The following is a 13,714-nucleotide window of genomic DNA, read 5'->3' on the forward strand; positions in this document are numbered from 1 at the left end:
TAATCTAGGGCCACTTAGTAAAGTGCGTCATTTTTGATAGAGATCCTAAAGCAAAGAGACATTGAGTACAATAACTCCATCTTCTTCAAGTAAAAGAGTTATAAGGAAAATTCCTTCTTCCTGACCTATGGTCACTTCAGGAACTTTTTTTAAGAAACTTTGAACGCAATCCTTATCTTGATCTGTGGGACGAATCACAGCCAAAACTGCCATATCTTTCAAAGATGGGTCCAAATATCCCTCTATACCAAAACCATTGTCTAAGATTTCATCCAATATGGGAGAAGGAGAACCGCTTAATAACACCATGAGTACGGGTATACCAGAAGCATTCGCATGTACTATAGCATCATCATAGTTGTCAAAAACTCCACTAGAATTCTCCGCTACAGGAGTACAGAATGGTTGTTCTCCGCCAAGAATAGACTGACAGTGAAACAATAAACATAAAAATAAAGATAGTAAAATACGCATTAAAATTACTCTTAAAAACTAAAATGCAGGTGAGTTTACCACAACGGTTTAAAAAAAATATTAATTTTTTCAAAATCAAATAAATACGAAAAATTAGAACCTAGGTCAAAAGCACTAGCTCGGTAAATCGACATGAAGAACATCGACAAGTTCTACAGCATCCTGGGAAACAGAAAGAGTAATGAGGAAGGTACCTTGTAACGACGCAATCTCAGGGAAATGCTGTTGGAGCGTATTGATTTCCTCTAACATGGGTTCGGGAATCGGTGGATAAATCAAAGGACCAATTCCCTGGGGGCTAAGAACAAGAAAATTCACATAGTTACGCAATGCAGTCTCCCCCATAGAATAAGCTAAATTTTGCAAATCGCTGAATGCTATGGTATTTGCATCGCTATACAAAACTAGAATTGTACTCTTTTTTTCGTTTCGTGTAGCTTCAACACAGTCTAAATATCGGTAAAAAATACGACTCTTCTGGATGAGACCTTCTTCAGCTACACAAATAGAAAGCTTCTGACCTATAGGAGATAATAAAAATAGAAAAGAAAATATCGTGAACAATATACGCATGAATTAATCTCAATAAATTATGATTAAAAAATAGGCTATAAACCTAACAGAAAAGTGGATTTAAAATATATGAATAAACACATTACTAAATTAAAATGAGAATCGTGTTTGACTCTTATACAAAACAATCTTATTCATCTAGGAAAGTGGTTTCCCGGGGAAAAACATGCTGAATACTATCTTGTTGCTGTGAGTCAATAGTAATGAGTACAATGCAAGGCTCATGAATACTTATGTTAGAGAAACGCTCTTGAAACTCTACTATATGATGAATCATCGGGTCTATTTTAGGATGAAACTCCATGGAATTGATCAAACCAGGCTGTAGAATAACAAAATTAAAGACAGAGGTTAAATCTTTAGAAAGATAGAGATCTCTCTTCGTGATATCTTCCCAAACATCATCAGAAGAGGGATTTAAAAAAACAATGATTCCTAGCTTATGATGAGCAATTGCATTTTCTAAAGCTGCGGAATAGGAATAATAGATCCTATTGCCGCTACTCAAAATACGATATTGAGGAGGGACCGTTTGTAAAATAGTCTCCGATTGACTTCCGAATCCCTCTAAAAAGCAACAACAAACAGTTATAACAAGAATTAACCAAGAACGACAAAACATCTTATTTCATACAAGTAAAAACAAAATACTATATTCGCATAGAGATAGAGAAATAATCATCCCATGCTAGTGGCGACTGAATGTTTGCAGCACTATACTGCGCCTTTATTAGATAGTAAGGTCTCCAATTCCAAAGTCTGTTGATTTTGCAATTCATTGAGCACTACAGTAGCTCCATAACCAAGACCTGCTGCTCTTACAAAATCACTGACACGTATGACTGAGTCAGGAGTCTTGGGAAAGGCTAACCCAGAAGATTCAGCAACAATGATTCCTCCAGCACGATTACTTGTGAACATCATAGTCGTCATATGACCACAACATAAAACCCAAGAAAGAATTGGTAGAAACAACTTATAAAGTTTCATAATAAACAAGAAATTAATTAAAAAATTAACAATAGCATTTTACATTAAAAATTAATAAAACTCAATAATTTTAAAAAAATTATAAAGATGTAAATTGAATAAGATAATTAGAAACCCTGGGGATCAAGAAGAGAGATTATCAATCTGTCGCTACGCAGACGAAGATAATCCTCTAGAACAGAGATATTAGAATGATCTCCTCTCGGAGATATAGAAAGAGGGTGGCGTTTTTCTCTCCACTGACGATCTGCCAGCTTCTGTAAAGATTGTATAAATACTTGCTCCAGACAACCGGTGTTTACAAGACGCTTGATTAATAGATCTATAATCACTGGATCTTCCAGAAGAGTTAAGGCTTCATCCAAAGGGAGGTTGGAGTGATGCTGCTCGTAATACTGAATAAGAGAAGAGAAAAGCTTCCGACACTCAGGATGCTTGAAATCATCGGGAGTAAAATAGCTTTTTGCTGTATGCGGAATACTTAAGTTCTGTGGTTTACAAAATAACATACAACGCAAAACATCTGTTTCAATAATGACATCGGGATGAATTTTAGATATCTTCTTCTGAGGTATAGATGTTTTTATAGAAGATAGTCCTCCTGTCTCTAGTTTCGCCAAAGAAAATACCATAGCTTCAGGAATCATCATCAAAGATGCTAATTGCTTTAAATGCTCATAAACAACAACGAGATTCCCCCATTGCTTAATTTGTGTAATAAGCTCCTCAATAACACTTGCCTTTTCTCTAGGGGAGAAATCTGGATAAGAGCGAACTTTTTCACTAATAAGGAAGGTAAGGTAATCCTCTCCGTGGTCCAGGAGTTCTCCCAGAGATTTTACACCTTTGTGAAGTAAAAAAGAATCTGGATCCTGACCTTGAGGTAAACGGCAGACAAATACAGCAATTCCTGCTTTTTGGCAAATATCCCCTACCCGCATTGCAGCTTGTATCCCAGCAGAATCACCATCAAAAAGCAAATAAGCTTTCAGAACTCCTAATTTAGTCAGTTCCTTCACGTGATCTTCAGTGAATGCTGTCCCTTGAGCTGCTAATGTGCAATTCAAACCTGAATCGATCATTTGTAAACAATCTATCTGTCCTTCAACTAAAATCACTCGTTTTTCTTTAGAAATTCTTCTCCGAGATAAATGTAAACCAAATAAAGCTCGTGATTTCTTAAAAATTAATGTCTCCGGAGTATTTACATACTTGCTACCTCGTGTGGTCTCTAAAAACTTCCTTGATGAGAATCCTATGGTATTACCTAAAGCATCATGAATAGGAAAGACTATTCTTCTCGAAAATAAAAACCACTTATTCCCTAGAAAACCAGCGTCTTCTAGCTGCTTTTCTGAAATATTTTTTTCCTGCATAGATCGAACAAATAACGATTGTTCAGGTGCATAACCTAAATGAAAACGCTCTATGGTATCTGGGGAAAGACCTCGACGATATAAATACTGCATTGCTTCTCTACCTTCAGGAAGAAAATACAAGCAAAAACGAAATAATTTCTCAGCTTCACTATTGATTTGCCTTAGTTCCTCTTTAGCACCTGTAGAAAATATAGAGCGCGTATCCTTAGATTTAAGGACTAAGTCAACATGAAATTTTTTTGATAAAGATAGCACGGCCTCGCTAAAGGAATACCCCAAATATTTCATTAGGAAATGAATGGCATCACCATGTTCCCCACATCCAAAACAATGATAATACGCCCCCGTAGCATTGATGATAAATGATGGTGTCTTCTCAGCATGGAAAGGACAACATGCTTTATAAGTAGATCCACTTTTCTTTAAATGGAGATGTTCGGAAAGTACTTCGACAATATCAATGCTATGTCTAAGATGATCTAAACTTTCTTCTGTATACATACTGTACAACTAATACTGTTCTTTGGTTATGCCATACCCTCTAGTTTAAAAAAAGCTGCCTAGTCAAATTCACCAATAAAGAATCGAAAGGCCAAGATATACATTCAACCCTTACTTAGGAAAATTCAGCAAAAACTCTAGGGTCTTTTGCTGAAGTTTGCTAACCTGATAAGTTATCGGACTTCGGTAATATAGTGGACTCGACCAGTTTAATTCCTAAAAATAATATCTTTTTCACAGAGAAATCATGACATCAAAAAAAACTACTCCAATGATGAAACAATGGCATCAATGTAAAGAGCAAGCAGGAGACTCTCTTCTTTTCTTTCGTATGGGAGATTTCTACGAAGCATTTTACGATGACGCTGTCCTAATTTCTCAACATTTAGATCTTACCCTCACCCAAAGACAAGGAATTCCTATGAGCGGAGTCCCTGTAGCCACTGTCAATAACTACATAGATCGCTTAATAAGCAAAGGGTTAAAAGTTGCAGTTGCAGAACAATTTGAAGAATCTGAACCGAACAAAAGCAAAACAGAGCCCCTGCCTAGAGAATTGCATAGAATCATTACTCCTGGAACATTACTTTCTTCTTCTTTACTCTCAGAAAAAACAAATAACTACATTATATCTCTAACACGTGTAGGAACACTGTTTGGATTTGCCTGCTTAGATTTTTCCACAGGAGAATTTACTTTGCATGAATGCGATAATGCAAAGCTTCTTATTGATGAGATCTGTCGCTTATCTCCTAAAGAAATCGTTGGTTGTGATAAGTTCTATAAAAAGCACAATGATATCTTACAACAAATTCAACAACATTTAAAATTATCTTTATCCACCTACATAGACTGGGCATTTGAACATCAATTTGCTACTCAAAAGCTTTCCTCTCATTTTAAAGTATCTTCTTTAGATGGGTTTGGTCTAAAAGGATTTGTCCCTGCAATTAATGCAGCAGGAGCTTTGCTTTCTTATCTACAAGATAAACTACTACTACCTATAGAGCATATTTCAATTCCAAAAACTCATGGAAAATACAAACACCTACTTATAGACACATCCTCACAAATTAACCTTGAGCTTTTAACTCCTTTAAATGACCCTCAAGGAAAAAGTTCTCTTCTTCATGTTATGGAACGTACTAGTACTCCAATGGGAGGTAGGTTACTTCGTCATATTTTAGTTAACCCTTTTTATGACCTAAAAGAAATCTTATTGCGTCAAGATGCTGTTGAGTTTCTTTTAAATCACATGAAATTGAGAAAAAACCTTCGTATTTTACTAAATCAAGTACGAGATTTAGAGCGCCTGACAACAAAAATTACTGCTACAATTGCAGGACCTAAAGATGTGGGTATGCTTCGAGACTCTCTACTCGCGATTGAGGAAGTTTTTAAGCTTCTGTCCCTGGTACATCTACCTGAATTTTTCCAAGGGAGATGTATCTTATCTACGGATATGGCGTCACTAATTCAATTACTTTCACACTCTTTATTAGGGGATCTTCCACTGAGAATTTCCGATGGCAATATCTTTTCGGATGATTATCATCCTGATTTGAGGCGATTACGCCATATGAAGGAGAACTCCAAAGAATGGTTATGGCAATACCAAGAGACCATTCGAGAACAGACCGGAGTAAAAAAACTAAAAGTATGTTATTCACAAATTCTCGGCTACTACATAGAAGTAAATAGTGAGTTTTCCCCCTTATTACCTAAGGAGTTTATTCGTCGACAATCGCGTCTTCATGCTGAGAGATTTACCACAGAAAAATTGCAGCAATTTCAAGATGATATGCTACATGTATCTGAAAAGCTGCAAAATCTAGAAACTACATTATTCAAAGATATATGCGCACAAATCCTTCAACAACGAGAAAATATTCTTAATTTATCTCAAGTCATTGCTGATATTGACTATATTGTATCTCTTGCAGATCTAGCTCAGGAATATAATTACTGTCGCCCTGTAATAGATTGTAGTAATACATTATCTATAGTTCAGGGATTACATCCTGTTGTTCAAACTCTACTGAACAAAGGAACATTTATCCCCAATGATATTACAATGGATAGCTCATCAACACGAATGATCCTGATTACCGGTCCTAATATGGCAGGGAAATCTACCTATATTCGCCAGATAGCTTTACTCGTAATTATGGCTCAGATGGGTTCCTTTATTCCTGCAAAATCTGCTCATATTGGCATGATTGACAAAATCTTTACACGTATTGGTGCTGGGGATAACCTTTCCAAAGGAATGTCTACTTTCATGGTAGAAATGACTGAAACTGCAAATATCTTACACAATGTTACTAACCGCTCCTTAGTGATTCTTGATGAAGTAGGACGAGGAACAAGTACTTATGATGGATTAGCTATTGCCCAAGCTGTTGTTGAATACCTTTTATTTACTGAAGGAAAACAAGCAAAGACATTATTTGCTACCCACTACAAGGAACTTACAGAGTTAGAGAACCATTGTCCGCATGTGGAAAACTTTCACGCTGGTGTGAAAGAAAATGGAGGTCAACCTATTTTCTTATATGAAATCCTTAAGGGATATTCTCAAAAAAGCTTTGGTATACATGTTGCAAAGCTTGCCGGCTTTCCTCTTTGTGTGATATCAAGAGCACAACATATTTTACGTCAGCTAGAAGGCCCTGAAGAAACTCCTTGTCAACAAGAACAAGAGAAAATGCAACAATTAATGTTATTCTAACCATGCAGGTTAAGAACTTTTCCCCACAGAGCATTCCTACAGCTCCGGGCGTATATCTTATGAAAGATGCTTCTGGAGAAATTCTATATATTGGCAAAGCAAAAAATCTACGTAATCGCATTCTCACATATTTTCAAAAACAAAGGGATTCCCGAGAGAGAATTCCTTTTCTCATGAAGAGAACTACAGATATCGACACTATTGTTGTTTCTAATGAAACTGAGGCCCTACTTTTAGAAAACAATTTGATAAAAAAACACCGTCCTAAATACAACGTTCTTCTGAAGGATGATAAAACCTTCTTTTGTCTTTCGATATCTCTTGATCATCCCTGGCCAAAAATTGATGCCATTCGTACTAAAGCTGTGATTTCTTCTAAAAAGCAGTTGATTTTTGGTCCTTATGTTAGTGCAGAAGCTTGTCGAACACTTTTAGAAGTTATTAACCAGTGGTTTCCTCTTCGCACGTGTTCTAATCATGAGTTTGCCTCTAGAAAACGCCCTTGCATCCTCTATGAAATGAAGCGCTGCTTAGCTCCTTGTATTAACCTATGTTCGCATGAAGAATATGAGGAGACTCTTCAACAAGCTATTTTGTTTTTGAAAGGAAAAATTACTAAAATCATTCAAGAGTTAGAAGTTGCTATTCAGAAGTCTTCGGAAGAACAGAAATTCGAACAAGCAGGGATGTATTATCGTACCCTGAAACTAATTCAGCAGGCAATGACAAAGCAACACGTTGAAAAATTTCATTTCCAAAATATTGATGCCATTGGTCTATATAGGAGACACCAAGAAATCATAATTACGGTTCTCACTGTACGGTCTGGGAAACTCCTAGGAGCTCGCCATTTTTTCTTTTCTGAAAATGCACAAGAAGACCCTGATGTTCTCTCTTCATTTATTTTACAGTACTATTCTAATCAGCCTCATCTCCCTAGAGAAATCTTGACCCCGATACCTATAAAAATTCCAAATTTTTCTCGATTATTAAATAAAGATTCTTCTCCTCAAATACGTTCTCCAAAAACAGGATATGGGAAAGAATTATTGCATCTAGCTAAGAAAAATGCCGAATTACAGATACAAAATACAACACCCTCTTCATCTCTTCCTTATGAAGAGATGAAGATGATTTTACAATCTTCTAATTATCCCTACCGTATAGAATGTTATGATAATGCGCACTTACAAGGTTCTCATAATGTTGGTGTTTATATCGTCTATGAAAATGATGCTTTAGATCCTAAACAATACAGAGCATATTCTCTCTCTTCTTCAAAAAATGATCTTACTTCTTTTTCTGAAGTACTTTCGCGTCGATTCTCTTCTTTTTCTATATTGCCCGATATTATTGTTATAGACGGAGGAAAAGCACAATATCTTCAAGCAAAGAAAATACTTAAAGAATTGAACCTTATTGGGATTCAAGTAGTTTCTATTGCCAAAGAAACGGGAAACCATAGTAGATCTATGCGTAAAGAAAAAATCTTTTGTGATAACTTTCCTCAGGGAGTACAGCTTGATCCCTCTTCAAAATTATTGCAATTTTTTCAAAGATTACGAGATGAGGCTCATCACTTCGCTATCAATAAGCATATTAAAAAACGTGATAAATACGTTCTGCTTCCTCAAGAAAAAATTCCAGGTATTGGAGAGATAAAAAGAAAGCGACTCTTGCAGAAATTCAAGAGCTGGAAAAAAGTTATGGAGGCTTCCCAGGGAGAGTTGGAAACTGTCCCTGGACTAACAAAAAAAGACATACAACAATTATTACTTAGGCAAAGTCAAAATCATACAAAGGACAAAGAATAAATATTCTTTTAACTTTCTATTTCTTTTATTTCCTCAAGGAAATCTTCTGCTGAGGGCAAGTCCGCGGCACATAATTCTTCAATTTCTTCTTCTGATTCGGAACGATCTTTAGGTTGTGTTAACCCTTTAACAATTACGTGAACAGCGGCTACGTGTAATCCTGTATATTCTGAAATTTCTGAAACGATACATCCCTGAATTTCTTCGGTTTTTTCTGGGATTGAGACTCCATAATCTACATTGACTTCGACACGAACCTTAACTAAATGATTTTTGGAATCTTGTTCTACATAAATTCCCTTCATTCTTTCAATATCTCTACCAAACAGGGTATCGATTAAGTTCCCGCCTAAAAGAGACACCCCATTAATTTTTGCCAAACAATGCAAGATAATTACTTGAATAACACGAGTTTCTATATCCCGACTAAACACAGTTTCTGGGAATTCGATTTCTTTAACATCGAGCTTTAAATTCTGTTTATCCATATTCCTCCTATCTGCCTATTTCACTAGCAAGAAATATCCTCTATAGAAATAATAGGCTCTAGATGATTAGTCTAGTGATCTCGCGGTTAATATGCTACATTCAATGCAGCCTGTTGTCTTTTTTTTAATTCTTCTTGGTTTACTAACAGCTTACCTAGCTACAAAGAAAAATCGCAACCCTATTGGCTGGTTTTTAGCAGGAATGTTTTTTGGACTTTTTGGGATACTTTTCCTTCTTATTCTTCCTCCTTTACCTAACAAAAATAAAAACCTAGATTTGTCTGACAATGAAAACGAGACTACTAACAATATTTTGCATTCTCTTTTAGAGGATGCCTCTCTAGCGGGGCCTGCATCTTCTATAGATAAAGTGGATATAAGTACTGAAAAATGGTTTTATCTTAATAAAGAAAAACATGCTACTGGACCGATGTCTTTTGAGGACTTACTTCTTTTTTTAAATGACAAGGGAAAACACGGGGAGGAGGATAGTGATCCTCAAAACATCTGGGTGTGGAAAAAAGGGATGCAGAACTGGGAAAAAGTAAGAAATGTACCTGAGATAATGGCTGCTCTGAAAGCTTTCAACTAGAAGCTGAAAAACTTTCAGAATAAAAAACTGATTTTACCAGCTTGCCTTAACAACTCCAGGGATTTCTCCCATAGAAGCCATCTGTCTAAAACAAATTCTAGAAATAGCAAACTTTCTTAAGTATCCTCGAGGACGTCCTGTTAGCAAGCAACGATTATGTAGGCGTGATGGGGAAGTATCCCTCTTCATTTTGTTTAATGCTTCGCGTGCTCGTTCTCTTTCCTCTTCACTAACGGTTAAATCCTTAGCAATTTTTCGAAGCTCCTCTCTCCTTTTATAATGTTTTGCTACTAGGAGACGTCGCTTATTTTCTCTTGCTATTGCTGACTTTTTCGCCATGCGTTCTTACCTAAAATTATTAAAATTATTTTTTGCGTGCAGGTCCTGCTTGGCGCTGCTTACGATTAGGGTCCTTCTTATTGATAACATAAAGGCGACCCCTACGTCGGACGAGCTTATCTCCCTTAGATGGATCTGCTTTGATAGATGAACTTACTTTCATGAAAAACTACCTTGATAAACTCTCTGTTGAGAGAGATTCCTCAAAATTATAAGGAATTCCAATTAATGGACTAATTTAACCCGTTTGGCACTTTTTTACAACAATAGACTTAGAGAAAAACCCTAAAAGGAAACGTGAGTTCTCTTGAACTTATTAATCCAATCCTATAAACTAGCGGCAAGTTTTGATAACTAATTTAGTTTTTTGATCTATCTGGAATTGACAAAACCCAACTTCAACAGTAATTAAGGAAATATTGTGAAACGTACTTATCAACCCAGTAAGAGAAAACGTAGAAATTCTGTAGGTTTCCGGACTCGTATGGCTACAAAAAATGGAAGAAACTTATTGAATCGTCGCCGACGTCACGGTAGACATAATCTTGTCGACCTATAGGTCTAATATATAATTTTCTTATTGTGTGCCGTTCGACTTTACCTAAAAATTCTCGCATTCTAAAGAGGAAACAATTTATTTATGTTTCCCGATTTGGGTTATTTTGTCATGGAAGCCAGGTAGATTTTCTTGTGTCTCCATCTAGAAATTCTCGATGTTGTAAGTTGGGAATCACTGTGTCAAAGAAATTTGGCAAAGCTCATGAAAGAAATTACTTTAAACGTATTGTACGCGAAGCTTTTAGGCAACAGCGACATCAGTTGCCTGTGTGTCAAGTTGTGGTAATGCCCAAAAAAAACATATACCTAAGTTTCAAGGATTACTCCAAGACTTTATCAACTATATTCCCGATGTTCTAAAAAATAAGTTAGAAAAGAAAAGTGTCTATGACTGATGACGGATATAGTCTAAGGAATGAGAAATATGAGATTGAACTTCCTTAGGGGCAGTTTCGAAAGCGATTTCAGCATGTTGTAAGGCATTTTTCCACTGATCAAAGTCCAAATAGAATTGAGCAATCATCATCTCAATCCTCCATATATTTTCTTGATCTTGCTGGCCAAACGCAGCTAAATAAGCCTCTAAAGGGGCAATTACTTTGCTAGCATCTTGACGGACACCTGCTTTAGATCTTTTCGCTAATTCTTGGAATTCGATCAAAGCAACCGTAAAATGAGTATGTAGCTTATTCTCAGGATCTTTATTTAGCAATTTATGTTTAATTCTCTGACAATCTTCTGATTCCATCCGGCCACTTTCTACAAGTAGACGATATTTCTCTGATAGAAAAAAGTAATCATCATTACGGACGCCTAATTCTAGTGCCTTCTCCATAAAATCTCGACGTGAAATTTCTTCCGCAAGACGGTAATATTTTTGTAGATCTTCCATGGATAATGTATGGATTATAGGACTAACGCTGTTAATGAAAAAGTCACTGTTAACTACATGACATAGACTTTCCCCTAAATTTTCTCCTGTTTCATTTCCAAAAGATCCCATCCTATAAATTTCTCTACCATCATGAGAAATGACTAAAAGAGAGGGAAACTCATCTACCTGAAATTTAACCTTCAATTCATTATTTTGTAGGCGTAAAGCGTTGCTTTGCTCAGAATGTCGAGGGAAATCCACTTCTAAACAAATAAACTTACCAAGAATTTTTTGTGCAAATTCTAATGAAGTAAGAACTTCCTTACGAATTTTCATGCAAGAACCATTCCAATCAGATCCAGAGAAGAAGATCAGCATAGGAAGTTCGGAATCCCGACTTTTCTTCACGGCTTCCTTATAATCTACATGCCAAAACAGCTGAGAAGAATTTTTATCTTGTACCGCACTTTGCAAATTCAAAGAACCTGCACCGAGTAGAAGCGTTGCGAATACCTTCAGTTGCTTAAAAGAACATTTCTTCACAATCTGCGATACGATCATGGTTTCCCTCTCTTTTTCTCAGAATGCCACTCGTTTATTTAGGCACGACAAATAGCTCTCGGAGCATTCTGCCACTCGCTTCTTGTTGTATAGTCTTTTTTTTATTAAAACGAAATAAAAAACACTACTTAAAATTTGTATCCTTGTCGCAGTAAAACCCTCTTGATCCCAACCAGATTAGCCAAGTAAAAATATTAAGAATATCGGTATTTATTTCTATGGTCTCCTACTCGTTGAGTTCTTACAAAGCTCAAAGAGTCAATAAACAACATGCTAGAAAAACCGTAGATTGTGAAACAATCTTATGTTAGCATTCTTCAAAAGTCTGATTAATTTGCTTGCTATTAAAACTTTCGTAATTTAGTGCACCTTTAAGACTTTTATCTTAGCAATATGAGAATCAACCCCAATGAGACAATTATCTGAAAAACCCTATACCCTGTATTTATATAATACAGCATCGCGCACCAAAGAAGTATTTTCTCCCCTGCATGACCCTGTCAGATTATATACATGTGGCCCTACAGTCTATGACTATGCTCATATTGGAAACTTTCGTACGTATGTTTTTGAAGATTTATTAAAACGTACTCTGTTATTCTTTGGGTATTCAGTCAAACACGTGATGAATATCACCGATGTCGATGATAAAACCTTGATTGGAGCACAAAAAAAACAAATTGCTCTTGATGAATACACGGCTCCGTACATCCAGGCATTCTTTGAAGATCTCTCTACATTGAATATTCTTCCTGCGGATGTCTATCCCCGTGCTACACATTATATCCCTCAAATGATCCAAGCTATCCAACAACTTTTAGACATGGACATTGCTTATATTGGTCATGATCGTTCTATTTACTTTTCCATACAGAAGTTTCCTACCTATGGGAAATTGTCCCAATTAAAATTACAAGACCTACATTATTGCTCTCGAATTACTACAGATGAATATGACAAAGAAAATCTTGCAGATTTCGTCCTATGGAAAGCATACGATCCTGATCGCGATGGGAGTATTTATTGGGATAGTCCCTTTGGTAAGGGGCGTCCTGGATGGCATTTGGAATGTTCTATAATGGCTATGCAACTCCTAGGTGACTCTTTAGATATTCATGCAGGTGGAGTTGATAATATTTTTCCACATCATGACAATGAAATTGCTCAATCAGAATCTCTATCAAAACAACCTTTCTCTCGTTACTGGGTTCATTCGGCACATCTTCTTGTTGATGGGAAAAAAATGTCCAAAAGTCTGGGGAACTTTTTTACGTTGCGCCAACTACTAGATCAAGGGTTTTCTGGTCATGAGTTGCGTTATATGCTCTTACAAAGCCATTATCGAACCCAATTTAACTTCACTAAAGAAGGTTTATTTTCTTGTCGTCAATCCTTAAAACGTCTGAGAGACTTTATTTCTCGTTTAGAATATCCGTACCCTCTAGGAAAATCTGTTTCAGCAGAAGCGACAACCTATGGCGAAGAATTTCTAAACGCATTTACAGAAGGTTTAGCTAATGATCTAAATATTGCATCTTCATTGGCAGCACTATTTGATTTTATCCATCAAATTAATTCTCTGATTGATATAGGGAATTTTACAAAAACAGACGCTCAATATGTGTTAAATATTTTAAATACGATCAATGATGTTCTTGGGATCCTACCTGATTCTACTCATAAAGATATCCCTGAACACATTATGCTACTCGTGAAAGAACGCGAAATTGCCAGACAAGAGAAGAATTGGAGGAAAGCTGATGATCTTCGAAATCAAGTGGAGGCCCTTGGCTACACCATTGAAGATGCAAAATCAGGACCTCAACTGAAAAAAATCTAA

14 protein-coding genes and 1 pseudogene are annotated in these 13,714 nt (G+C 36.2%); 6 read left to right on the forward strand and 9 right to left on the reverse strand.

The features are described 5' to 3' along the window. Positions 1–45 precede the first annotated feature (45 nt). From RT28_RS02875 to dnaG, 5 genes are all read right to left on the reverse strand, one after another. Positions 46–474, reverse strand: coding sequence for a CT795 family Sec-dependent secreted effector (locus RT28_RS02875; protein ID WP_038500793.1), 429 nt, complete (start codon positions 472–474; stop codon positions 46–48). Positions 475–588: 114 nt separating this feature from the next. Continuing rightward, positions 589–1,047: a CT795 family Sec-dependent secreted effector gene (locus tag RT28_RS02880; RefSeq protein WP_020356512.1), complete on the reverse strand. Its 459-nt coding sequence runs from the start codon at positions 1,045–1,047 to the stop codon at positions 589–591. Positions 1,048–1,177: 130 nt separating this feature from the next. After that, positions 1,178–1,669 carry a CT795 family Sec-dependent secreted effector gene (locus RT28_RS02885; RefSeq protein ID WP_020356513.1) on the reverse strand — a complete coding sequence of 164 codons (492 nt, stop codon included), beginning with the start codon at positions 1,667–1,669 and terminating at the stop codon, positions 1,178–1,180. Between the two features lie 92 nt (positions 1,670–1,761). Continuing rightward, positions 1,762–2,037, reverse strand: coding sequence for a hypothetical protein (locus RT28_RS02890; RefSeq protein ID WP_035392671.1), 276 nt, complete (start codon positions 2,035–2,037; stop codon positions 1,762–1,764). A 107-nt stretch (positions 2,038–2,144) separates the two neighbouring features. Further along, entirely contained in the window at positions 2,145–3,917 is a 1,773-nt protein-coding gene (gene dnaG, locus RT28_RS02895; RefSeq protein ID WP_020356515.1) for a DNA primase, read from the reverse strand. Between the two features lie 247 nt (positions 3,918–4,164). On the opposite strand from dnaG, the gene mutS reads away from it, so the two are divergent. After that, positions 4,165–6,648 (forward strand): DNA mismatch repair protein MutS, encoded by a 2,484-nt coding sequence (gene mutS, locus RT28_RS02900; RefSeq protein WP_020356516.1) that lies wholly within the window; start codon positions 4,165–4,167, stop codon positions 6,646–6,648. Positions 6,649–6,650: 2 nt separating this feature from the next. Further along, positions 6,651–8,462: an excinuclease ABC subunit UvrC gene (gene uvrC, locus RT28_RS02905; RefSeq protein WP_038501307.1), complete on the forward strand. Its 1,812-nt coding sequence runs from the start codon at positions 6,651–6,653 to the stop codon at positions 8,460–8,462. A gap of 8 nt (positions 8,463–8,470) precedes the next feature. On the opposite strand, the gene RT28_RS02910 is transcribed toward uvrC, so the two are convergent. Next, the gene (locus tag RT28_RS02910; protein WP_020356518.1) at positions 8,471–8,950 is read right to left on the reverse strand and encodes an Asp23/Gls24 family envelope stress response protein; all 480 of its coding nucleotides are present in this window, start codon (positions 8,948–8,950) and stop codon (positions 8,471–8,473) included. Between the two features lie 91 nt (positions 8,951–9,041). On the opposite strand from RT28_RS02910, the gene RT28_RS02915 reads away from it, so the two are divergent. Beyond that, entirely contained in the window at positions 9,042–9,542 is a 501-nt protein-coding gene (locus tag RT28_RS02915) for a DUF4339 domain-containing protein (protein ID WP_035392672.1), read from the forward strand. A gap of 33 nt (positions 9,543–9,575) precedes the next feature. Here RT28_RS02915 and rpsN read toward each other — a convergent pair whose 3' ends face one another. Both rpsN and rpmJ read right to left on the reverse strand, forming a co-directional pair. Next, on the reverse strand, positions 9,576–9,881 hold the full coding sequence (gene rpsN / locus RT28_RS02920; protein ID WP_020356520.1) for a 30S ribosomal protein S14: 306 nt from the start codon (positions 9,879–9,881) through the stop codon (positions 9,576–9,578). A 25-nt stretch (positions 9,882–9,906) separates the two neighbouring features. Next, complete coding sequence (gene rpmJ / locus RT28_RS02925) at positions 9,907–10,044, reverse strand: 50S ribosomal protein L36 (protein ID WP_020359128.1); 138 nt, start codon at positions 10,042–10,044, stop codon at positions 9,907–9,909. A gap of 258 nt (positions 10,045–10,302) precedes the next feature. Between rpmJ and rpmH the strand changes: the two genes are divergently transcribed. Both rpmH and rnpA read left to right on the forward strand, forming a co-directional pair. Continuing rightward, positions 10,303–10,440, forward strand: a complete 138-nt coding sequence (rpmH, locus tag RT28_RS04845) for a 50S ribosomal protein L34 (RefSeq protein WP_020359129.1) — start codon at positions 10,303–10,305, stop codon at positions 10,438–10,440. A gap of 23 nt (positions 10,441–10,463) precedes the next feature. After that, positions 10,464–10,883 (forward strand): annotated as a pseudogene (gene rnpA, locus RT28_RS04850) (ribonuclease P protein component). Here rnpA and RT28_RS02930 read toward each other — a convergent pair. Beyond that, complete coding sequence (locus tag RT28_RS02930) at positions 10,825–11,874, reverse strand: thioredoxin family protein (RefSeq protein WP_020356522.1); 1,050 nt, start codon at positions 11,872–11,874, stop codon at positions 10,825–10,827. The pseudogene rnpA and the gene RT28_RS02930 overlap by 59 nt on opposite strands. A gap of 409 nt (positions 11,875–12,283) precedes the next feature. Between RT28_RS02930 and cysS the strand changes: the two genes are divergently transcribed. Beyond that, entirely contained in the window at positions 12,284–13,714 is a 1,431-nt protein-coding gene (gene cysS / locus RT28_RS02935) for a cysteine--tRNA ligase (RefSeq protein WP_038500800.1), read from the forward strand.

This window comes from Chlamydia avium 10DC88 (assembly GCF_000583875.1).
Lineage (GTDB): Bacteria > Chlamydiota > Chlamydiia > Chlamydiales > Chlamydiaceae > Chlamydia > Chlamydia avium.